Annotated in this window: 20 protein-coding genes; 7 read left to right on the top strand and 13 right to left on the bottom strand. The window is 71.4% G+C overall.

All coding sequences use genetic code 11. The annotated features are described in order from the left end of the window. From Ato02nite_RS36775 to Ato02nite_RS36760, 4 genes are read right to left on the bottom strand one after another with little or no spacing between them, the layout of a single operon-like run. Positions 1–1296 carry a DUF2252 domain-containing protein gene (locus Ato02nite_RS36775; RefSeq protein WP_213011304.1) on the bottom strand — a complete coding sequence of 432 codons (1296 nt, stop codon included), beginning with the start codon at positions 1294–1296 and terminating at the stop codon, positions 1–3. Positions 1297–1306: 10 nt separating this feature from the next. Beyond that, a complete protein-coding gene (locus Ato02nite_RS36770; protein WP_213011303.1) occupies positions 1307–1864 on the bottom strand; it encodes an NADH-quinone oxidoreductase subunit B in 558 nt (185 codons plus the stop codon). Positions 1865–1873: 9 nt separating this feature from the next. Beyond that, positions 1874–3319 carry a pyridoxal phosphate-dependent decarboxylase family protein gene (locus Ato02nite_RS36765; protein WP_213011302.1) on the bottom strand — a complete coding sequence of 482 codons (1446 nt, stop codon included), beginning with the start codon at positions 3317–3319 and terminating at the stop codon, positions 1874–1876. 9 nt (positions 3320–3328) lie between these two features. Next, the gene (locus tag Ato02nite_RS36760) at positions 3329–4669 is read right to left on the bottom strand and encodes an MFS transporter (RefSeq protein WP_213011301.1); all 1341 of its coding nucleotides are present in this window, start codon (positions 4667–4669) and stop codon (positions 3329–3331) included. A 49-nt stretch (positions 4670–4718) separates the two neighbouring features. Here Ato02nite_RS36760 and Ato02nite_RS36755 point away from each other — a divergent pair, with 49 nt between their 5' ends. After that, positions 4719–6110 carry a gamma-glutamyltransferase gene (locus Ato02nite_RS36755; protein ID WP_213011300.1) on the top strand — a complete coding sequence of 464 codons (1392 nt, stop codon included), beginning with the start codon at positions 4719–4721 and terminating at the stop codon, positions 6108–6110. 4 nt (positions 6111–6114) lie between these two features. Here Ato02nite_RS36755 and Ato02nite_RS36750 read toward each other — a convergent pair whose 3' ends face one another. After that, on the bottom strand, positions 6115–7047 hold the full coding sequence (locus Ato02nite_RS36750; protein WP_213011299.1) for an NAD(P)H-binding protein: 933 nt from the start codon (positions 7045–7047) through the stop codon (positions 6115–6117). A 102-nt stretch (positions 7048–7149) separates the two neighbouring features. Here Ato02nite_RS36750 and Ato02nite_RS36745 point away from each other — a divergent pair, with 102 nt between their 5' ends. After that, the gene (locus Ato02nite_RS36745; RefSeq protein WP_213011298.1) at positions 7150–7833 is read left to right on the top strand and encodes a TetR/AcrR family transcriptional regulator; all 684 of its coding nucleotides are present in this window, start codon (positions 7150–7152) and stop codon (positions 7831–7833) included. Here the strand turns inward: Ato02nite_RS36745 and Ato02nite_RS36740 are convergent. Then, the gene (locus Ato02nite_RS36740; RefSeq protein ID WP_213011297.1) at positions 7817–8620 is read right to left on the bottom strand and encodes a class I SAM-dependent methyltransferase; all 804 of its coding nucleotides are present in this window, start codon (positions 8618–8620) and stop codon (positions 7817–7819) included. The genes Ato02nite_RS36745 and Ato02nite_RS36740 overlap by 17 nt on opposite strands. Further along, positions 8620–8922 carry an MGMT family protein gene (locus tag Ato02nite_RS36735; protein WP_213011296.1) on the bottom strand — a complete coding sequence of 101 codons (303 nt, stop codon included), beginning with the start codon at positions 8920–8922 and terminating at the stop codon, positions 8620–8622. The genes Ato02nite_RS36740 and Ato02nite_RS36735 overlap by 1 nt, the downstream gene beginning before the upstream one ends. A gap of 61 nt (positions 8923–8983) precedes the next feature. Between Ato02nite_RS36735 and proB the strand changes: the two genes are divergently transcribed. After that, positions 8984–10096, top strand: a complete 1113-nt coding sequence (gene proB / locus Ato02nite_RS36730) for a glutamate 5-kinase (RefSeq protein WP_213011295.1) — start codon at positions 8984–8986, stop codon at positions 10094–10096. A 12-nt stretch (positions 10097–10108) separates the two neighbouring features. Beyond that, entirely contained in the window at positions 10109–11356 is a 1248-nt protein-coding gene (locus Ato02nite_RS36725; RefSeq protein WP_213011294.1) for a glutamate-5-semialdehyde dehydrogenase, read from the top strand. Here the strand turns inward: Ato02nite_RS36725 and Ato02nite_RS36720 are convergent. The 6 genes from Ato02nite_RS36720 to Ato02nite_RS36695 form a co-directional block, all read right to left on the bottom strand. Next, complete coding sequence (locus Ato02nite_RS36720) at positions 11353–12159, bottom strand: prenyltransferase/squalene oxidase repeat-containing protein (protein WP_213011293.1); 807 nt, start codon at positions 12157–12159, stop codon at positions 11353–11355. The genes Ato02nite_RS36725 and Ato02nite_RS36720 overlap by 4 nt on opposite strands. Before the next feature lie 91 nt (positions 12160–12250). Next, positions 12251–13432, bottom strand: coding sequence for an adenylyltransferase/sulfurtransferase MoeZ (moeZ, locus tag Ato02nite_RS36715; protein WP_213011292.1), 1182 nt, complete (start codon positions 13430–13432; stop codon positions 12251–12253). Positions 13433–13539: 107 nt separating this feature from the next. Further along, on the bottom strand, positions 13540–14316 hold the full coding sequence (locus Ato02nite_RS36710; protein ID WP_213011291.1) for a DUF3152 domain-containing protein: 777 nt from the start codon (positions 14314–14316) through the stop codon (positions 13540–13542). Between the two features lie 141 nt (positions 14317–14457). After that, the gene (locus Ato02nite_RS36705) at positions 14458–15324 is read right to left on the bottom strand and encodes a DUF3152 domain-containing protein (RefSeq protein WP_307854176.1); all 867 of its coding nucleotides are present in this window, start codon (positions 15322–15324) and stop codon (positions 14458–14460) included. Positions 15325–15363: 39 nt separating this feature from the next. Further along, complete coding sequence (locus tag Ato02nite_RS36700; protein ID WP_213011290.1) at positions 15364–16335, bottom strand: alpha/beta fold hydrolase; 972 nt, start codon at positions 16333–16335, stop codon at positions 15364–15366. Further along, positions 16332–18449, bottom strand: coding sequence for a Daple (locus tag Ato02nite_RS36695; protein WP_213011289.1), 2118 nt, complete (start codon positions 18447–18449; stop codon positions 16332–16334). The genes Ato02nite_RS36700 and Ato02nite_RS36695 overlap by 4 nt, the downstream gene beginning before the upstream one ends. Positions 18450–18697: 248 nt before the next feature. Here Ato02nite_RS36695 and Ato02nite_RS36690 point away from each other — a divergent pair, with 248 nt between their 5' ends. The 3 genes from Ato02nite_RS36690 (at position 18698) to Ato02nite_RS36680 (ending at position 21803) form a co-directional block, all read left to right on the top strand. After that, entirely contained in the window at positions 18698–19357 is a 660-nt protein-coding gene (locus tag Ato02nite_RS36690) for a TetR/AcrR family transcriptional regulator (protein WP_213011288.1), read from the top strand. 38 nt (positions 19358–19395) lie between these two features. After that, on the top strand, positions 19396–19620 hold the full coding sequence (locus Ato02nite_RS36685) for a DUF3107 domain-containing protein (protein WP_213011287.1): 225 nt from the start codon (positions 19396–19398) through the stop codon (positions 19618–19620). Between the two features lie 245 nt (positions 19621–19865). Beyond that, positions 19866–21803, top strand: coding sequence for a DEAD/DEAH box helicase (locus tag Ato02nite_RS36680; RefSeq protein ID WP_213011286.1), 1938 nt, complete (start codon positions 19866–19868; stop codon positions 21801–21803). The last annotated feature ends 358 nt before the right edge of the window (positions 21804–22161 follow it).

The raw sequence follows: 22161 nt of genomic DNA, 5'->3' as shown, positions 1-22161 counted from the left end.
TCAGAGGCCCGGCAGCCGTCCGTTACGGAAGACGTCGACGAAGTCCTGGTGGTCCTCGCGGGCCTGGTCGCCGTAGCGGTGGGCGAAGTCGACGAGGTGGTCGACGAAGCCCTTCTCGTCCTTGTCGACGGCTGCCACGATCGACTCCTCGGTGGAGAAGTCGACCAGGTCGTGGGTGGATTCGTCGTCGGCCACCGAGTGCATGCGGGCGACCGCCCGGCCCAGGTCGGTGATGACGCCGAGCAGCTCGTCGGGCTCGTTCACGTCGGCCCAGTCGAGGTCGGCCGCGTAGGGGGAAACCTCGGCGACCAGCTGGCCGACGCCGTTGAGCGTGGTGTAGCCGACCCAAGGGTCGGCGTGCGCCTGGAGGGCGTGCTGCGACTCGGCGGTGCGGTGGCCCTGGTGCTTGAAGTACGACTTGACCCGCTCGTCGTCGATCCAGCGGGCCACCGCCGGCACCTGAGCCTGCTTCATGTAGATGATCACGTCGTTCTCCAGGGCCTGGGTGTGGCCCTCGAGCAGCAGGTTGTAGGACGGCAGGCCGGCCGAGCCGATGCCCACGCCCTTGCGCAGCTTGATGTCCTTGATGTTGGTGGCCAGCGGCCGGGATTTCTCGGGCAGCGTGCCCAGGTAGTCGTCGAAGGCGGCCTGGACCAGGGACACGGTCACCTCGTCGACCTCGAACACGCCGTCGCCCAGCGAGAACCGGCGCTCGTAGTCGTCGATCGTGGTCTGGCCGGCCAGCAGGTCGACCCGGGTGTTGAGGCGCGCCTCCTGCAGCACCCGGCGCAGCACACCGTCGGCCGTCTCCAGGGTGATCGAGCCGATCGCGTCGTCGCCGCCGGTCGCGATCGCCCGCAGCTCGATCAGGTAGGACTGGGCGAACGCCTTGACCAGCGCGGTGATGTTGTCGTCGGACAGCGCCTTCTGATAGCCGATCAGTGCGAGGCTGGCCGCGAAGCGCTTGAGGTCCCAGGAGAACGGCCCCACGTAGGCCTCGTCGAAGTCGTTGACGTTGAAGACCAGGACGCCCGACGAGTTCATGTAGGTGCCGAAGTTCTCCGCGTGCAGGTCGCCGTGGATCCAGACCCGGCTGGTCTGCTCGTCGAGGAAACGATCATCGGCGAACGCGCTCGTCTGGTCGGCGTAGAAGAGTGAGGCGCTGCCCCGGTAGAAGGCGAACGGCGAGGCCGCCATCTTTCGGAACTTCCGCCGGAAGGCGGTCGGGTCGAGCGCCATCAGCTCGCCGAACTCCCTGGCCAGAACGTCGATGATGAAATCCGCGCGCGCACTCATGATGCGCAGACTAGTCGGCGGTGACCATCGGCGGAGTGACCATCGGGGCAGTCAGAGAGGAAGCGTCGCGAGGCCGGGTGATCGGGTCGGGCCGCGGCACGCCACCCGGACCGGACTGCTCGGCGGCGATCTTCTCCTGCAGGCGCAGGATGCCGTGCAGCAGCGCCTCGGGCCGGGGCGGGCAGCCGGGAACGTAGACGTCGACCGGGATCAACTGGTCGACGCCCTTGGTCACCGAATAGGAATCCCAGTAGGGGCCACCGCAGTTGGAGCAGCTGCCGAAGGAGATCACGTATTTCGGCTCGGGCATCTGGTCGTACAGCCGCTTGATGGCCGGGGCCATCTTGTCGGTGACCGTGCCGGAGACGACCATGAGGTCGGCCTGGCGGGGGCCGTGCGCGAACGGGATCACGCCGAGGCGCATGAAGTCGTGCCGGCTCATGCTGGACGCGATGAACTCGATCGCGCAGCACGCCAGCCCGAAGTTGAACACCCAGAGCGAATAGCGCCTCCCCCAGTTCAGAACGAACCGGATGGGCTCCCCGAGCACTCCTGGCAGACCGGCCACGTCGTCAACCTACTCCGTGGACCTGCCGGGACGCTGCAGCAGGCTCAGGAAGCCGGTCAGCAGCGCCTCGCGCAGGGCCGGCGGGACAGCGTCGAGCAGGGAGTTGACCGCGGCCATCCGGGTGAAGTCGCCGCCGCCCAGGCCGAGCCCGTCGGCCAGGCCGGCCACCAGCTGCGGCGTGATCATCTCGGGGGTGAGCGAGGCGGCCGCCTCCAGCATCGGCCCCGGGAGCTGGGCGGGCCCTCGATCGCGGGTCGTGGTGACGGCGGCAGCCAGGTCGGCGGCGAACTCCTTCGCCGTCGGGGCGACGGCGGCGGTCACGGTGAGGTGGATGGTGGCGGGCAGGTCGCCGAACGACATCTGCGGCTGCGTGTGCCAGCCCCGGGCGGCGAGCTCGTCGGCCAGCACGAAGATGTCGACTGCCGGGTCGGTGGCCAGGCACACGACGCTGGTCTCGGGCGGGGCGAAGAGGCGGACGCCGTCGGTCTCGGTGACCGCCGCGGCCAGGGCCGACACCGCTTCCCGGGTGTGGCGGGCCAGGTCGAGGTAGCCCGCGTCGCCGATGTGGCGCAGGGTGGCCACGGCCGCGGCGATCGGGCCGCCGGAGCGGGTGGACGAGACGATCGGGTTGATCATCGTGTAGCCGGGCCAGCCGGCGAACGCGAAGTACTGCGGGAGGCGGAGCTCCTCGGTGCGGTGCAGCAGGATCGAGACGCCCTTCGGGGCGTAGGCGTATTTGTGCAGGTCGACCGAGATGCTGGTGACGCCCGGGACGGACAGGTCGAACGGCGGCAGGCCGGCACCGAGACGCTGCAGATAGGGCAGCACCCAGCCGCCGAAGCAGGCGTCCACGTGGAAGCGCACCCCGCGCTCGGCCGCGATCGCGGCCAGCCGTGGGATCGGGTCGACGACACCGTGCGCGTAGGACGGGGCGGACGCGGCCACCAGCACCGTGTCGACGGTGATCGCGGCGGCCATGGCCTCGGGGTCGGCGCGCAGATCGGGGCCGACCGGCACCACGTCGAGCGCCACCCGGAGGTAGTGCGCCGCCTTGGCGAAGGCGGCGTGCGCGGTGGACGGGATCACCAGGCGCGGGGTGGCGAGCTCGGGGCGGCTGTCGCGGGCCGCCTTGACCACGAGGATCAGCGACTCGGTGCCGCCGCTGGTGACGCTGCCGACCGTCTCCTCGTCGCCGCCGAGCAGCCCGGCCGCCGCGCCGACCAGCGCATTTTCCATCGCCAGCAGGGACGGGAACGCGGTCGGGTCGAGGCCGTTGACGTGCGCGGAGATCGCGTAGGCGGCCTGGGCCAGCTCGTCGAGACCGTCGAGGGCGGGGTCGTAGACGTAGGCGAAGAGGCGGCCGCCGTGGGTGGGCAGGTCGGCCCGGCGGAGCTCACGCAACTCGCCGAGGACCTGCTCACCGGGGACGCCCTGCTCGGGCAGCGCTTCGAACATGCGATGACGCTAGTCGACCCGGGTCCGCTCGACATCGCGGTAGGCGCCCAACAGCAGGATGGCGGCGCCGACCAGCACGGCCGGAACCACGGTGAAACCGAGCAGCACACCGAGCCGCGCGGTGCCGTCCTGGGTGGCGGCCTCGCCGGTGGACGACGAGACATAACCGAAGAGCTGGAGAATCAAGGCGTAGAGCCCGGGCCCGAGGGCCAGCCCGAGCGTCTCCCCCGCGGTCCACAGGCCGGTGAAGACCCCGGCCTGCCGTCGGCCGGTCCGTGCGGTGTCGTAGGCGATGCAGTCCGGGAGCATCGACAGCGAGAAGACCTGCTGCCCGGCGTAACCGCAGCCGATCAGGGCGACCACGAGATAGACGGCGACCGGGGGCAGGGCCGGGGCGGCGAGCAGGATGAGCGCGCCGACCGCGAAGAGCAGCGAGGCGGCGACCAGCGACCGTGGCTTGCCGAAACGGGCGCCCACCCGGCTCCACACCGGCATGACCAGCAGCGCCGGGCCGACGAAGGCGGCGAAGAGGAAGGTCGCGCCGGAGCCGGACCGCACGATGTGGTCGGCGAAGTACTGCACTCCGGCCAGCATCGTGCCGACGCCGACGGCCTGGACGATCCAGCACAGCAGCAGCGCGCGGAACGGCCGGTTGGCCGCGGCGATGCGCAACTGGCTGCGCAGATCGGGCTCGGACTCGCCGGCCGAGCGGGTCTCGGCCGACCGCGTGCCGAAGTAGACGCCGAGCGTGCCCACGACGATGAGCACGCCCACGAAGACGCCGGACCACCGGTGCCCGGCGAGGCCACCGCCGGTCTGGTCGACCACGAGCGGGGCCAGCGCCCCGGAGACCAGGATGGCGAGCGCCAGGACGGCGACGCGCCAGGTCATCAAACGGGTGCGCTCGTCGTAGCCATCGGTAAGTTCGGCCGGCATCGCGACGTAGGGCACCTGGAAGAACGCGTACGCCGTGGCGGCCGCGAGAAAGGAGATCGCCACATAGGCGCCCGCACCGGCGCCGCTGCCGAACGGGCCGGCGAAGATCGCCGCGAAGAGCACGGCGAGCAGCAGGCCGGCGACGAGCAGGAAAGCTCGCCGGTCACCACGGCGGTCGGAGATGCGGCCGGCGACCGGGTTGACCAGGACGTCCCACGCCTTCGGGAGCAGCACCAGCAGACCCGCCACACCCGCCGCGACACCTAACGTATCGGTCAGATAGGGCAGAAGAAGCAAACCCGGCACGGTGCCGAAGGCGCCCGTGACCAGCGAACCCAGCGAATAACCGGCCAGAACGCGGCGGGGCAGCACGCCGTCAGGCCGTACTTCCGGAGAGGGACCGGTGGTCGTCATCGTCGCGCATGCTAACCACGATCTTGCCGTGGCGCCTACGCTTCCCCAGATGAAAAGCGTTGCGGCCGGGGTTGCCGCCAGCCATCCGGCGACCGCGCGGGCCGGTCTGCAGATCCTGCAGGACGGCGGAACGGCGGCGGATGCGGCGGTGGCGGCGGTTCTCGCGACCTGCGCGGCCGAGACGATCTTCACCGGGCTGGGCGGTGGCGGGTTCGCCACCTACTTCGAGGCGGCCACCGGCGAGGTCACCTGCCTCGACTTCTTCGTAGCGGCGCCCGGCCTGGACGGCGACGCCGAGCCGGGCCCGATGATCTCGGTGGACGTGTTCTTCGGCGGCCTGCCGCAGGTCTACTCGATCGGCGGGGCCAGCGCGGCGGTGCCCGGTGTGCCGGCCGGCTGCGGCGAGGTGCACCGACGCTGGGGCAGGCTGCCCTGGGCCGAGGTGGTGGCGCCCGCTTTCGCGCTGGCCAAGACCGGGGTGCCGACCCCGGAGGCGCACGCCCGCACGCTCGACGCGTGCGCGCCCGCGCTGGCCTACGGCGAGGGTGCCCCGATCTACACCCCGAACGGGCGCCGCCTGCAGGGCGGCGAGCTGCTCTTCCACCCAGGTCTGGCGACCGCGATGGAGGCGCTCGCGGCGGTCGGGCCGTCGATCTTCTACACCGGTGATCTCGCGCCGGTCATCGTCGACTCGGTCCGGGCCGCGGGCGGTTCGCTCGGCCCCCGTGACCTGGCCGAATACCGCGTGCTGGAGACTCCGGTCGACCGGGCCACGCTCGCCGGTCACCAGGTGCGCGCGCGGCACGACCTGAACCGGGTGGTGGACACGATCGGCGCGCTGCCCGCCGACCTGTCCCGGCCGCAGCGGGCGCTCGGGCTGGCGGAGGCACTGCGCGACCAGGGACGGCAGCGGGTCGGTGAGACCACCAACGTGTCGGTGGTGGACGCCGAGGGGAACGCCTGCGTGATCACCACGACCCTCGGGCTGGGCTCCGGCGTGTGGCTGCCCGGCCTCGGCATCAACCTCAACTCGATGCTCGGCGAGGGTGAGCTGATCATCGGGGACCTCCGGCCGGGTGATCGGATGCCGTCCAACATGTGCCCGCTCGTGGTGATCGACCCGGACGGGCGGCTGGCCGTGGCGGCGGGCTCGGCCGGGGCCTCGCGCATCCGCACCGCGCTCATCGACACCCTGCTCGGCGTGCTGGTCGACGGCCTCGACATGGCCGCGGCGACCGGACGGCCGCGCTTCCACGTCGTGGGCGACACCGTGCACGCCGAGGACGGTTACCCCCGCGACGAGCTGGCTGCCCTGGACAACGCCGGCTGGAAGATCAACCAATGGTCCGGCCTCAACCACTACTTCGGCGGGGTCACCGCGGTCGGCCAGGCCGGCGCGGCGGGTGATCCCCGCCGGGCCGGCGTCGGCCTGTTGCTCTGAACGGTCAGCCCACCCGGCGGGCGAGGGTGCTCTGCACATCGGCGGCGGTCTCCCGCAGCGGGACATCCAGGTCGGTGGGCTTGAGGCCGAAGGTGTCCTCGGTCAGGCGGCTGTCCAGGTGGAACGGTGCGTAGAACTGGTAGTCCATCTCGGCCAGCTCGCGGGCGATCGGGACGACCAGGCCGGCGGTGCGCATGACGAACCGGGGCAGCTGACGGATCTTCACGCGGGGTTGACCGGTGAGGTCGGTGTACCGGTTCGCCAGGTCGCGGATCGAGATGGCGGGCTGAGTCGGCGCGTGCCAGGCCTTGCCGTACGCCCGCTCGTCGCGCGCCAGCGTGACCATCGTGCGGGCCATGTCACCGGTGTAGGTGAAGCTGTGCGGCAGGTCGGGGTTGCCGGTCGCCCACGCCGTACGCCCCTTCTCGATGGCCGGCAGCAGCACCGAACTGAACACGCCGACCGCGCCGGCACCGACGTAGTCGGAGCCGCGCACCTCGACCGTGCGCACCCCGCTGTTCAGCGCGTCGTTCCACATCTTGATCCGGACCTTGCCCTTGCGGCCGACCGCGGCCATCGGGGTGTTCTCGTTCATCCGCCCGCCCGGCTGCGAGCCGTAGACGTAGAGGTTTCCGGTGATCACGTAGACCGCGCCGGCCGCCTTGGCCGCGGCGATCATCGCGTCGTTCATCGGATACCAGAGGCGCTCCCACTGGGTGTAGCTCGGGTTGGCGCAGTTGTAGACGGCCGAGGCGCCCTCGGCGAGCGCGGTCAGCCGGGCCGCGTCGGAGGCGTCCGCGGCGACCCGCTCGATGCCCGGCAGGTCGGGGCCGCTGCCGCTGCGGGTGATCATCCGGACGCTCTCGCCCTGGTTGACCAGGAGCCGGGCGATGGCGCTGCCGATCGGGCCGGAGCCGATGATGACGTGGTTCGACATAGCTGTTCTCCTTTGCGAGCACTGCTCTCTGTTGAGAACAACAGTTCCACGCTTTCCAACGAAAAGCAAGAGCAGTGCTCTCGTTATGGCACACTGGTCTGCATGAGCGCCGCTGGAGTACGCGCCCGCGTCCGGGCCGAGATGACCGAAGAGATCAAAACGGTGGCCCGCCGGCACCTCGCCACCGACGGGGCCAACCTGTCGCTACGCGCGGTCGCGCGGGACGTGGGCATGGCCTCGTCCGCCGTCTACCGCTACTTTGCGAGCCGGGACGACCTGCTCACGGCGCTGATCATCGAGGCGTACGACGCGGTCGGTGACACCGCCGAGGCGGCGGCGGACCAACCCGCGGGTGGGGACGCCGATCGGTTCCTCGCGCTTGCCCATGCCGTACGCGAATGGGCGCTCGCCGACCCGCACCAGTGGGCGCTGATCTACGGCAGCCCGGTCCCCGGCTACCAGGCGCCGCAGGACACGATCGGGCCGGCCACCCGGGTGATCTTCAAGATCGCCGCGATCGTGGAGGCGGCGTACCGGGCCGGCCAGATCGCCCCGGGCCCGGAACCGACCGGCCGCTACGCCGAGGAACTGGCGGCGGTCGCCGCGCAGTTCGGTCCGGACGTGCCGCCCCGGCTCATCGGCGCGGCCCTGTCCGCCTACTTCCAGCTCATCGGTGCGATCAGTGCCGAGCTGTTCGGCCAGCTCAACAACTCGGTCGACGAGGACCGCCGGGGCTTCTTCGAGTTTCAGATGCGGGGTGCGGCCGCCTTCATCGGACTGCCCTGAGGAGATGGCCGCCGGGAGTGTCGGCCGGCACGTCACTGCGACCGAAGAAGTGCGCCGCCAGCTGGGCCGGCCCGAGGTCCTCGATCTCGGTGAAGCCGAGCCCGGTCAACTCGCCGGCGATCTCGGCCGGCTCGAAGTAGGTGAGCCACGGCTCGCCGATCCGGGCCACCCGCTCGGCCCGGGCCTCCAGCTGGGCCCGCCGCTCCGGCGACATCCGTTCGGGCGACTGGGCGTAGTCGAGGACGACCTCGTTGCCGGGGGTGCCGGCCACGAAGCCGAGTGTCTCGTCGAATCCTTCTCGGGTCAGGTAGGGCACGACACCGAGCCAGACGAAGAAGGCCGGCCCGTCCAGTTCGAGCCGGTCGGCGAGCGACTCCTTCTCGAAGTCGACGCCGGCGTAGGACACGGTCGGTGGGATCTCGATGCCGGTGGTGGCCAGCCGCTCCCGCTTCCAGGCCTGGGTGTCCGGGTGGTCGACCTCGATCACCCGCACGCCGTCGAACGGGTTTCGGTAGGCGAACGTGTCGAGCCCGGCGCCGAGCACCACGACCGTCCGGATGCCGCGCCGCACGGCGGCGGCCAGGGCGTCCTCGGCGAACCGGTGGCGGGCCGCGATGAACACCCGCATGGCTCGACGCGGTGCGTCTTTCTGCAACTCCTCGGCCGACGCGCCGAGAATGCGCGGGGCCAGCGGATCCTTGAAGATCGCGCCGAGTTCCAGGAACTGGTGCGCGGCCCGGTAGCGCGCCGCGCTGTACGCGGTCCGGCTCGGCTGTCCGGTCTCCATCACGGCCCCCACAAAGCTCGAGAAACGTCCACACGCTCACCCTTCAGGGGGACACCCTCGCTCAGCAGCCGCTGCCGGGCCTCCTGCTCGTGACCGGGCGGCATCCGTCCGGCGCTGTTCACCACCCGGTGCCAGGGCACACCCCCACCGTGCCGGGCCATGATATTGCCGACCTGGCGAGCCGAGTTCCGGCCGGAGACGTCGGCGAGCGCGTCGGCGACCGCTCCGTACGTCATGACCTTGCCCGCCGGGATCCGCTCGACGAGTGAAAGCACCTCTTCCACGTACTCCTGGGGTGTCACCCGGGCCACGATATGGGATCTCGGCGCGGCTCGGGCAACCCACCCGAGCACAATGGGCCAGGTGCGCGAAGTAGTGACCGGTGCGCGCCGCATCGTGGTCAAGGTGGGTTCGTCCTCCCTGACCACGGCGGCCGGCGGCCTCGATGAGCAGCGCGTCGATGCCCTGGTCGACGTGCTCGGCAGCCTTGCCACCCACGGCCGGGAGGTGGTGCTGGTCTCCAGCGGCGCCATCGCGGCCGGCCTGGCGCCGCTGCGACTGCGTCGCCGCCCGCGAGATCTGGCCACCCAGCAGGCGGCGGCCTCGGTCGGGCAGGGGTTGCTGATCGGGCGGTACGCCGCCGGTTTCGCCCGCCACGGCCTCACGGTCGGCCAGGTGCTGCTCACCGTGGACGACGTGACCCGCCGCGTGCACTACCGCAACGCCTACCGCACGCTGCGCAAACTGCTCGATCTGGGCGCGCTGCCGATCGTCAACGAGAACGACACGGTCGCCACCGAGGAGATCCGCTTCGGTGACAACGACCGGCTCGCCGCGCTGGTGGCCGCGCTGGTCGACGCCGACCTGCTGGTGCTGCTCTCCGACGTGGACGCGCTCTACACCGGCAGCCCGTCCGACCCGGCGTCCCGCAAGATTCCGTACGTCGCGGGCGACGAGGACCTGGCCGGCATCCGCATCTCGGCGCCCGGCAGATCCGGGGTCGGCACCGGCGGCATGGTCACCAAGGTGGAGGCGGCCCGGATCGCCACCGGGTTCGGCATCCCGGTCGTGCTGACCTCGGCGCCGCAGGCCGGCCCGGTGCTGCTCGGCGAGGACGTCGGCACCCTGTTCCGGGCGGCCGAGAGCCGCCCGGCCGCCCGGCTGTTCTGGCTCGCCCACGCCACCGCCCCGCGCGGCCGGCTGCACCTCGACCCGGGTGCCGTCGCCGCCGTGGTGGCCCGGCGCAAGTCGCTGCTGCCCGCCGGGATCACCGCGGTGGACGGTTCGTTCGCGGCCGGCGATCCGGTCGACCTGGTCGATGCCGGTTCCGGCGCGCCGGTGGCCCGCGGTCTCGTCAACTACGACGCCGTCGAGCTGCCCGCGCTGCTGGGACGCTCCACCCCCGAGTTGGCTGCCGCGCTCGGGCCAGGCTATGAACGAGAGGTCGTCCATCGTGACGACCTCGTCCTTCTGTAACGGGAGCTCCGGATGACGACTGTGCTGAAGCAGGCCGCCGACGCGCGCGCGGCCTCGATCGATCTGGCCGCCGCCACCCGGGCCGAAAAAGATCGAGCGCTGCTGCTGATGGCCGACCGCCTGGTCGAGCGGGCCGAGGACATCGTGGCCGCGAACGCGGCAGACGTGAACAACGCCCGCGACGCCGGGCAGAACGAGGCGATGATCGACCGGCTGACCCTCACCCCGTCCCGGGTGGCGGCGATGGCCGACGGCCTGCGCCAGCTCGCCGCGCTGCCCGACCCGGTCGGTGACGTGGTGCGCGGCTCGACCCTGGCCAACGGGCTGGAACTGCGGCAGGTCCGGGTGCCGTTCGGCGTGGTCGGCATCATCTACGAGGGGCGGCCCAACGTGACCGCGGACGCGGCCGGCATCTGCCTGAAGTCGGGCAACGCGGCACTGCTGCGCGGCTCCGGCTCGGCGTACAGCTCAAATGCCGCCATCGTCGCCGTGCTGCGCAAGGCGGTCGCGGACGCCGGCCTGCCGGCGGACGCCATTCAACTGCTCGATGCCACGACCCGTGATTCGGTCAAGGAGCTGATGCGCGCCCGCGGCCTGGTCGACGTGCTGATCCCGCGCGGCGGCGCCGATCTGATCAGGACGGTCGTCGAGGAGTCCACGGTTCCGGTGATCGAGACCGGGGTGGGCAACTGCCACGTGTACGTGGATCAGGCCGCCGACCTGGAAAAGGCCCTGGCCGTCACGATCAACTCGAAGACCCAGCGCCTGTCCACCTGCAACACCGCCGAGTCGCTGCTGGTGCACATCGACATCGCCGACTCGTTCCTGCCGCTGGTGCTGGAGGAGCTCACGCTCAAGGGAGTGACCGTGCATGGCGACCCGCGGGTGACCGGTTACAGCGACGACGTCGTCCCGGCCACCGAGGAGGACTGGGGCAAGGAATATCTCTCGGCCGACATCGCGGTGGCGATAGTCGACTCGATGGACGACGCGCTCGACCACATCCGGCGTTACGGCTCCGGGCACACCGAGGCGATCGTCAGCGAGTCGGGCACCGCGACCCGGCGCTTCGCGGCCCGGGTGGACGCCGCGGCCGTGATGATCAACGCGTCGACCCGGTTCACCGACGGCGGCGAGTTCGGTTTCGGCGCCGAGATCGGCATCAGCACGCAGAAACTGCACGCCCGCGGCCCGATGGGCCTCCCCGAGCTGACCTCGACGAAGTACGTCGTGACCGGCAACGGCCACACCCGGAGCTAACGGCAGGCGCGCAGCACGGTCAGCGTCGTGTTGACGTCGAAGTTCGGCCCCTCGGCGCTGTCCCAGCCACCATCGGTGCGCTGGGTGGCGGCGAGTTTCTTGCGCGCCTCCTGCAGCAGCCAGTCGTCGCCGAGGTTGACCCGGCGCAGGGCCGCCGCCATCGACGCCACGTCGGCCGCCGTCATGTCGTGCAGCCGGTCGCCCAGCACCAGTTGCACCCGCGCCGACTCGTAGAAGAACTGCTGGCCGTGCAGCAGGCCGGCGGCGTGCCAGCCGGCCGCCAGGAACGACGGCCAGGTGCCGTCGGGGCGCAGCAGGGAGACGAAGTGGCCGGCCGCGGCCTGGAGGGTGTTCGCGTATTTCGGCACCTGTTCGAGGTGCGGGTTGATCTCCACCTCGGCGACCGTGAACCAGAAACCGGCCAGCGCGGTCAGGTAGAGCGTGGCCTCCGGATCACCCGGCATGGCCCAGGGCGGCGCCTCGGCGGCCAGCGACTCGTTCTCCTGCCAGGTGCCGTCCATCCGCTGCGCGGAAGCCAGCCAGCCCAGCGCCCGGTCGACGACGTCGCCGTGCAGGCCGCCCAGGTCGTCGAGCTCGTTCAGCCGGAAACAGGTGGCGTCGACCGACGGAATGACCCCATCGGTGGACGCCGGCCAGCCGCCCGCCGCGGTCTGCCCGGCCGCGATGCGCTCGACGACGTGCGGGGGCGGCGCCTGCCCGGTGCGCAGGAACGACAGACGTGCGCGCTCCACGGGGTCGCCGTGAGCGACCACATATCCGATCGCGGCGTCGATATCGACCACGACGGTGACGCTACCGCGCCGCTCGGTAGTTTGCCTCGGCGTACGGGCAACCACTCTGGGGAGTCACCGCGTGACTCCCCAGAGTGACTGGTCAGTACGACGGGAGCGACGGGTCAACCGTGTTCACCCAGGAGACGATGCCGCCCTGGACATGCACGGCGTCCTTGAAACCGGCCTGCTTGATCGCGGCCAGTGCCTCCGCCGAGCGCACGCCCGACTTGCAGTGCAGCACAATCTGCCGGTCCTGCGGGAAGCGGGACAGCGCCTCGCCGGAGAGGATCTCGCCCTTCGGGATCAGCACGGCACCCGGGATGCGGTTGATCTCCCACTCGGCGGGCTCGCGCACGTCGACCAGGAAAACGTCCTTGCCGGAGTCCTGCCAGTCCTTGAGCTCACGCGCCGTGATGGTCGCGTTGAGCGTGGCCTCCTCGGCCTCGGCCGAGACCGCACCGCAGAAGTCCTCGTAGTCCTCGAGCAGCTCGGTGACCGTCGGGTTCTCCCCGCAGAGCGCGCAGTTCGGGTCCTTCCGGACCTTGATCTTGCGGTACTCCATCTCCAGGGCGTCGTAGACCATCAGCCGGCCGACGAGCGGCTCACCGATGCCGGTGATCAGCTTGATCGCCTCGTTGACCTGGATCGAGCCGATCGACGCGCACAGCACGCCGAGGACGCCGCCCTCGGCGCAGCTCGGGACCATGCCGGGCGGCGGGGGCTCCGGGTAGAGGCAGCGGTAGCAGGGACCGTGCTCCTCCCAGAACACCGAGGCCTGACCGTCGAAGCGGTAGATCGAGCCCCAGACATAGGGCTTACCGAGCAGCACGGCCGCGTCGTTGACCATGTAGCGGGTCGCGAAGTTGTCGGTGCCGTCGACGATCAGGTCGTACCCGCTGAAGATCTCCATGACGTTGTCGCGGTCCAGCGCGGTGTTGTGAATGATCACGTTCACCAGCGGGTTGATCTCGCGAATGCTGTCCGCGGCGGACTCGGCCTTGGGCCGGCCCACATCGGAGACGCCATGGATGATCTGGCGCTGGAGGTTGGACTCGTCGACCGTGTCGAAATCGATGATGCCGAGCGTGCCCACCCCGGCCGCGGCCAGGTAGAGCAGGGCCGGCGAGCCGAGGCCACCCGCGCCGACGGCGAGCACCTTGGCGTTCTTCAGCCGCTTCTGCCCGTCCATCCCGACGTCCGGGATGATCAGGTGACGCGAGTAGCGGCGGATCTCGTCGATGGTCAGCTCAGCGGCCGGTTCGACGAGCGGGGGCAGTGCCACGGTTTACTCCCCGGATAGGCGGTAAGGATCGCTAGCCATTGTTGCTCGTTGACGGACGTCGTAGCCATGACGTTGCCCACCGGCCCGACATGCGGGACGGGGAATATTCACGGGTACGGCCATGCGTTGGCCCGGCAACCCTTCAAACCGTACGTCTGCTGCATCATCACCGGCGCGAGCTTGCCCTTCCCCGGGCAGCGTTGGTGCCCGTGCCCCAGCTGATGCCCGACCTCGTGGTTGATCGCGTAGGCACGGTAGATCGCCAGCGGGGCGCCGTAACCGCGTACGGCGCCCGCCCAGCGGTCGGCGTTGATGATCACCTTGCGGGGCACCCGGCAGGACGTGAACCCGTCGGTCTCCAGGCCACCGGTGCGGCACATCCGCTCCGAGGTGCGGGCCGAGGCCAGATAGACGATGAACTCGGCGCGCGCGGACTCCGGGACCCGCTGGAAGCGGACCCGGTGGCTCGCGATCCAGCTGCGGCGATCCCCCAGGGCCCGGTTGACCTGGTTCGCGAAATCGGTGGCATCGCCGGCCGGCTTCTCCACGGCGATCTTGAAGCGGTGGATCGTCCCGCCGCTCCCCACGACCGGACCGAAGCCGGCGACGTAGGCGAATGTCCCGCTGGTGCCCACCGGGGCCGTCGACTTCCGGGGAACGGCCGCGGCCGGGCGGGCCGAGACGACCGGGACCGCCGGAACCACGATGCGGTCGCCGCCGTCGGCCCGGACGTACCGGCCCACGGCCAGGACACCCACCGCCAGCACGACGTAGATCAGGGCGAACAGCAGGCGGCGACGAAGCCGAGCGGTACGCGGCTCGGGCTCGTCCAGATCCGGCGCGAGCAGCGGCGGCGCCTGGCGGATCAACGGGGTCCGGCTCATCGCCGGCGGGTTCAACCGGGGATCCCAGACCGGCGTACGGGGTTCGGCCGCGCGCCCCAGGGCCCGCGTCGTCGCTGTCCTCCCCCGCGAAGTCATGACATAGCCGAGATTGCCACGCCTGAGCGCCGGAGATGAGCGGTTTTACCTCGCGGGGCCGGTCAGGAAGCCGTTCCCCCGCCGCGGCCAGGCGTACGGCACGCAACCACGGGTGGTGAGCGTCTGCTGCACCATCACCGGCGCCGGGCCGCCCGCCTTCGGGCACCCCTCGTGCCGATGCCCGAGCTCGTGCCCGACCTCGTGGTTCACCACGTACTGCCGGTAGGTGGCCAGCGGCACCTTCGCGTACAGGTAGGGCTTGGCGGAGAGCCGCCAGCGGTCCAGGTTGATGATCGCTTCACCGGTGGTGCGACACGACGTGTACGGCACCCCGTTGATCCGGATGTTGGTGCCGCCGCGCCGGCACATCTTCCCGGCGGTGTCCCGGGTCGCCAGGTAGACCGTGAAGTCCGCCCGGTCGGAGCCGGCCACCAGCTGCAGCCGCACCTGGCCGCCGCCGATCCAGCTGCGCGAGTCGCCCAGGGTGGCCGTCACCGCGTCGACGAACTCGGTCAGGGCCTCGTTGCTGCCCTGCTCGACGGCCACGTGGAAGCGGCGCAGCTTGCCCTTGGTGCCGAGCACCGGGCCGCGGGTGTTCGCGTACACGAACTTGCCGGAACCGTGCGTCGGCACCTTGCCGGCCAGACTCAGTTGATCCTCCACCACCTCGGGTTCGGTGGTGGCCTCCGGCGTCGGAGCGCTCGGTGCGGGTGACGGCGACGCGGACGCGGACGGGGTGGCCGAGGGGACCGTCGGCACCGTCGCGGCGCTGGAACTCAGCCCTCGACCGGCCAGGAAGCCCGACGCCACCACCGCGGTCAGCACCAGCAGCGCCAACCACCAGCGCCGCCAACGATCCTGCGAAACGGGCGACGGGGCGGCTTCCTCGATCATCGATCGCCAGGGTTTCACATTCGGCGATCCTTGTCCTCCCCGGGTGATCTTGTCGCCCTATCCGGTTGCCTCCACCACCGGGGCCGAGAGCTCGTCGAGCATCCCGACGATCGCCCGCGCCACCAGGCGCGGCACCTCCATCTGCGCCACGTGCCCGACACCCGGCAGGATCAGCAGCCGGCTGTCCGGAACCGCCCGGGCCACCTGCGCCGGCACCCGCGGATCGATCAACCGGTCGTTGAGGCCGCCGATCACCAGGGTCGGTGCGGTGATCTCGGCGGCCAGCCGCCACTGCGAGTTACGGCCGGGCAGGTAGGCGCGCAGGAAGCTGGAGACCAGCCCGCGCAGCGTGCGCAGGTAGGCGCTCGGATAGTGCGCCACCGTGTAGCGCAGCCGGATTTCCTCCATCGCCTCGGCCCGGCGCTGCTCGGTCGCCTTGCGCGGATCGCCGAAGCAGGCCGCGAGCACCTGCTCGGCCATCTCCTCGACCGGGATCCGAGTCATCCCCCACGCGAAGATCCGGTCGGCCAGCGGCAGGGCCAGCACCGGCAGATAGGGGCCGTGCGCCGTCCGGCGCGGATCAAGAAACGGCATGGCCGGGGAGATCAGGGTGAGAGAGCGGATCAGGTCGGGCCGCAGGGCCGCGACGCGTACGGCGATGGAGCCGCCCAGCGAATTGCCGATCAGATGCACCGGGCCGCGACCCGCATGCTCCAGGTAGCCGATCAGGGTCGCCGCGAACGACGGGATCGAGTAGCGCGGGCTGGGATCGCTGTACCCGAACCCGGGCAGGTCGACGGCCTGCGCGTCGAAGCGGCCGGCGAGCAGCCCGGCCACGTCGGTGAAGTTCTGCGACGAACCGCCCAGGCCGTGCACGTAGACCGCCGGTTCGGCGCCGGGCTCGGTGGCCGGGGTGTCCCGGACGTGGAGCATCGACCCGCCGATCACAACCCGGCGTGCGGGCCACGGGGGTGGAGCGTCGCCGTCCGGCAGCAGCACGCTGTCGTCGGCCAGTCGTGCGCCCCTCATCGAGACAAGAGTGCCTCAAGGCGGCGATTGACCGCCGCCAGAGTCGCCCGAACCATGGCATGCCGGTCGTCACCGGACACCACCGACGACCCGGCCAGCTGTTCCACCCAGCTGTTGCAGGACAGCAGCAGCACCACGACCGCGACCTGGGAGTTCCCGAACGGGACGGCGGCCGCGTGCTCGACATAACAGCGGGCCGGACCGTCCGGATGGTCCGACTCGGACAGCAGGTCGTTGACCGCACCGACGGTCGCCGTCGCACACAGCCGCAACAGGTAGCCGTCGACGGCCGGGCCGTCGGCCACCCCGGACGCCGTCCGCCCGCCCACCGCCAGCTGCACCTCCACCGAGGCGTCGGTGCCGTACGTGTTGACGTGCACGTTCTCGATGACGATGCGGGGGCCCGGGTGCTCGCCCGGGAAGAGCGGGCGCGGCGGGCCCGGCTCGTCGTCCACCTCGGCCACGGCGGTCTCCTCCACCCGCGGTTCCGGCTTCTCCGCGCGACGCGGCGGCTCCGGCCGCTCGACCGGGCGCTCCTCACGGGGTGGGCGCACCCGCTCGACCAGCGGCGCCGGGGGTTCCGGCACCGGCTGCACCTCGGGCGCGGGCGGCGGCGTCGTGCGCTGACGGATCGGGGCCAGGGCGGCCGGCGAAACCGGGGCGGCCGGCGGCGGAGGTGGCGGGGCCGGCGGCGTCTCGCCCTGCATGGCGGCGTCCAGGCCCATCCGGTCCTGCAGCAGACGGGCCACCCGCCGGCTCACCTCGGCCGGGTCGGCGCCCTCGGCCAGGTCGAGTCGCAGGCTGTGTGCGCCGGACGGGGTCGAGCGCAGGGAAGCATCCCGTACGCCGTCCACTCCGCGCACCGCAGCCAGGATCGCCTGCACGTCGAAGCCTTCCTGCCGCTCGCGCGGCTGCAGCACGTCACCGCGGCGCAGGTGCGTCGCGATCCGGGCCAGCGCCGGCGTTTCCGCCGTGGGCTCCGTCAACGGCGGCTCCGGGACTTTCGGCACATCCGGCTGGGCCGGTACGCGCTGCGGCAACACCCGCGAACCGGTTTCGTCCGACCCGCTCGCTCCGGCGCCGGAGGTCGGGCGACTGCCGAACGCGGCGTACGCCGGGGGCGGGACATAGCCCGACGGCTCGGCGGCCGGTCCGGATTCGTACGACACCCGGCGCGGGAAGCTGGACGGATCGTACGACGGGCGGCCGCTCGGCGATTCATCGGCCGGTGTGCTCGGCGATGGCGGGGCGGGCGACTGGTAGGGCACCGCCGCCTGCGGCTGATAGGACACCGGGGACTGGGGCTGGTAGGGCGCCGGGGACTGCGGCCGGGGCGGCTCGGGAGCGCTCCAGTCGGCCCGGCGAGCGGCCGGCGCGGCGGGGCGGACGAGCGGTACCGCGGCACGCTGCTGGGCGGCCACCGGCGTCGGCGACGGTTCGTCGAGGTCACCCTCGTACGGATAGGGGGGTGCGCTGTTCGGGGTGGGCAGGTCGTAGCGGCTCGGCTCGGCCGACCGCAGGCTGGTGGGCCGGCCGGTGGCGGGAGTGTTGCCTCTGGAGACCAGCCCCGGCTCGGGCGGAACACTTCTCGGCGCCAGGCCCGGCTCGGGGAGAACGCTTCTCGGCGCCAGGCCCGGCTCGGGGAGAGCGCTTCTCGGCGCCAGGCCCGGCTCGGCGGGGCGGGTGATCGGCGCGCCGGTGGACTCGCCGATCCCGCGGGGTGGCGGGCTGGGCGGCTCGGTGCGCGGCGACGGCGGGCGGGCCGGTTCCCCACCGGGGGGCGTCAGGTGGGCCAGCAGGTCCGAATAGCGGGGGCGAGCCTCCGCCCAGCGGCGCTCGGTCTCGGCCGCGGGTGACACGGACGAGGGAATCTCGCCGGATTGTTTCGCGTCGACGAAGCCGGGCGGGGTGGGCGCGGGAACCGGGCCGGGAGCGCCCGGGGCGGGCGGCATCGCGGTCGGCTGGACGGGAGCGGGCTGAACCGGGCTGTAACCCCGGTCGGGCGGGGGAAATGCCTGATTGCGCGGAAACGGCGTCGGGCGGCGCCACGCCGGTACATCATTTTCCGCGTCGAGCGGGGCACCCGCGTTGGACCAGGGACTATCCTGCGTCACCCAGCCGTTCACCCGAGTGCGCTCACGCGAATCGGCACTGTTACCGCTCTCTGCGGCTCCAGTGTCTCCGGAATGCCCTGATTCATCCACCGCGCGCTCCTCGCTCGCCCGTGCTGAGGCTACCGTGTGCATGCGGTGGCGATAAGTTGCAGCGTCGCGACAGTTGCCCGGCTCGGCCGCGTTGTGCGCCGATCCGGACAATAGGTGCCGACCCAACCGCGGGGACCGACCCCCTGGAGGTTAGAGAGATGACCGCTGCGTCCGGCGGGGCTCAGACAGCCCGGCCTACCCGCCTGCCCCGTTCCGCGCGCCGCAAGCAACTGCTGGCCGCGGCTCAGCAGGTCTTTGTTGCGCACGGTTACCACGCCGCCGCGATGGATGACATCGCCGAGCGCGCCGGGGTCTCCAAACCCGTGCTCTACCAGCACTTCCCCGGCAAGCTCGAGCTCTACCTGGCACTGCTGGACACACACTGCGACGCGATAATCGCCAAGGTGCGGGACGCGATGCTGGCCACCAGCGACAACAAGGAGCGCGTCAAGGGCGCGGTCCGGGCCTACTTCGACTTCGTCGATCACGAGAGCGAGGCGTTCCGGCTCGTCTTCGAGTCCGACCTGCGCAACGACCCCCAGGTGCGGCAGCGGGTCGAGCGGGTCGAGCAGGGCTGCATCGCCGCCGTCACCGACACCATCATCTCGGACACGGCGATCCGCGACGACGCCGCCGAACTTCTCGCCTCCGGCCTGGTCGGAGCGGCCGGCCAGTCGGCCCAGTTCTGGCTCGCGAACGGGCGGCGTACGCCTAAAGCTGAAGCCGAAGCGCTCGTAGCAGCACTGATCTGGCGCGGCATCGCCAGCTACCCCCTCCAGGGCGGCGCATCCGGCGGAACAACACCCGAAATCGGATAACCTTCAGTGCGGTAACACCGGTACAGAGGGAGGGCCCCGTGGAGGTCAAGATCGGCGTGCAGCACACGCCGCGCGAGCTGGTGCTGGAGAGCGCTCAGTCCCCGGCGGAGGTCGAGCAGGCCGTGGCCGAGGCGATGGCCAAGGACAGCGTGCTCTCGCTCACGGACGAAAAGGGTCGCAAGGTGATCATTCCGATCGCCAAGGTGGCTTACGTGGAGATCGCCGAGTCGTCCAACCGGCCGTTCGGCTTCACCACCCGCTGAGGTAAAGCCTCGTCCGGAGGGCATCCCGCTGTCCCGGGGTGCCCTCCCGTAACTCTGGTCTGAGGTGCGGGATCTCCCGGTCGGGTAGACTTGCGGGCGTTGCCGTCGACGTCGACTCATCTTCCTGAGTCGCCGCGGCAACCCGCGCGCGTGCGGCCCGCTTTTTACGAGCGTGTGGCCCGCGCCCTACCCATAGCGCGCCCCAGATCCGACGGGCGCACCACGAGAGGCACCCGTAAAACTTCATGACAGACATCGAAAGCTCCGAACCCGCACTCGTACCAGTTGTCAATCGCGCTCCCGTCCGTCCGGACAGCCCCACCTTTGCCGAGCTGGGTGTCCGCCCGGAGACCGTCGAGGCGCTGGCCAAGGCCGGCATCACCCGGGCCTTCGCGATCCAGGAATATGCCCTGCCGATCGCGCTGCGCGGCACCGACCTGATCGGCCAGGCGCCCACCGGCACCGGCAAGACCCTCGGCTTCGGCCTGCCCCTGCTCGAGCGGGTGCTCGCGCCTAGCGAAGGCGCCGACGGCAAGCCCCAGGCCCTCATCGTCGTGCCCACCCGCGAGCTGGGCCTGCAGGTCGCCCGCGACCTCGCGGCCGCGGGCAGCACCCGCGGCGTGCGGGTGCTGCCGATCTACGGCGGCGTGGCGTACGAACCGCAGGTCGAGGCGCTCAAGAAGGGCGTCGAGATCCTGGTCGGCACCCCCGGCCGCCTGCTCGACCTGGCCAAGCAGAAGCAGCTCAACCTCAAGTCGATCAAGGCGCTCGTGCTCGACGAGGCCGACCGCATGCTCGACCTGGGCTTCCTCGACGACGTCGAGAAGATCCTCGCGATGATCCCCGATCAGCGGCAGACCATGCTCTTCTCGGCCACCATGCCCGACCCGATCGTCGCGCTGTCCCGCCGCTTCCTGCACAACCCGGTCACGATCCACGCCGGTCACACCACCGAGAGCGGCCCGTCGCCGCTGACCAAGCAGGTCGTCTACCGCACCCACCCGATGAACAAGCTCGAGATGGTGGCGCGCATCCTGCAGGCCCGCGGCCGCGGTCTCACGATGATCTTCTGCCGCACCAAGCGGGCCGCCGACCGGGTCGCCGAAGACCTCGACTTCCGCGGCTTCGCGGTCGCCGCCGTGCACGGTGACCTCGGTCAGGGCGCCCGCGAGCGGGCGCTGCGAGCCTTCCGCAGCGGCAAGATCGACGTGCTGGTCGCCACCGACGTCGCCGCCCGCGGCCTGGACGTCTCCGGCGTCACCCACGTGATCAACTACGACTGTCCGGAAGACCCGGACACCTACACCCACCGGATCGGCCGCACCGGCCGCGCCGGGGCCACCGGTGTCGCGGTCACCTTCGTCGACTGGGAGGACATGCCGCGCTGGGTGCTCATCGACAAGTCGATGGGTCTCAACATGCCGCAGCCTCCGGAGACGTACCACACGAGCCCCGCGCTCTACTCCGACCTGGACATCCCGACCGACATCTCGGGCACCCTGCCGACCGCCGAGCGCAGCCGGGTCGGCCTGGCCGCCGAGGTCGAGGAAGACCTGGGCGGCGGCCGCCGGCGACGCGAGCCGAGCGGGCGCGGCGGTGGCGGCACGCGCGGTCCGCGCCGCGGACGCAACGGCAGTTCCGCGCCGGCCGACGAGGCTCCGGCCGTCGAGGAGGGCGGCGACCGGCCCAAGCGCCAGCGTCGCCGCCGCCGGGTCGATGAGCCCATCGGTTCGGACACTGCTTCCGGTACGCCGTCCGATGCGCCCACCGGCACCCCGGATGTGACGCCCTCGGACGACGCGGCCGCTCCCACGGTAGAGGGCGAGGCGGCTCCGAAGCGCGCCCGCACCCGCCGCCGGGCACCGGCGACGTCACTCTCCTTCGACGACGGCAGCGCAGCCACACCCGTCTCCGCCGAGCCGACCGTGACGGGCGAGTCGACCGTGGCCGGTGAGTCCGTCGTGGCCCGCAAGTCCGCCGTGATCGGCGAGTCCGCCGGTGCGGACGACGCCTCGTCCGACGACGATGGTGATGGTGATGGTGATGGTGACCGGCCGCGTCGGCGTCGGCGTCGCGGTGGCCGCGGCAGCCGGGGATCCGGCAACGGCGGCGCCGAGGCTACGGCTACGGCCGACATGTCCGGTGGCTCCGAGGCCGGCGTGGGCACCACCGCCGACGCCTGATCCACTTCACGCTCCTTCGGCCACGGTCCCCGTCCGGGACCGTGGCCGATTGCGCGACTGGCGCCCCTGACCCGGCGAGGCCGTTGTCGACCCCAGGTCCGTTCTGACTTCGGGTCGGTACGCGCCGTGGTCAACGACGATGAACGGGCCGGACAGGGCCCGGACCGCCTTGCGGCGCCGGGGAGACGCCAGCCCTGCCTGCGGCCAGCCCCGGCTGCGGCCCAGCCCCGCCCTACCAGCGGCCCAGCCCCACCTGCGGCCCAACCCCGCCGCGGCCAGCCCGATCTGCGGCCCAACCCTGCCCGCAGCCGGGCCGCAAGGGGCGGACGGCCCTGCGGCCGACGGTGCTCCCACTGCT

The sequence above is a fragment of the Paractinoplanes toevensis genome, from assembly GCF_018332695.1.
GTDB lineage: Bacteria > Actinomycetota > Actinomycetes > Mycobacteriales > Micromonosporaceae > Actinoplanes > Actinoplanes toevensis.
The sequence above is the reverse complement of the archived record's forward strand: the minus strand, read 5'-3'. Positions and strand labels throughout refer to the sequence as shown.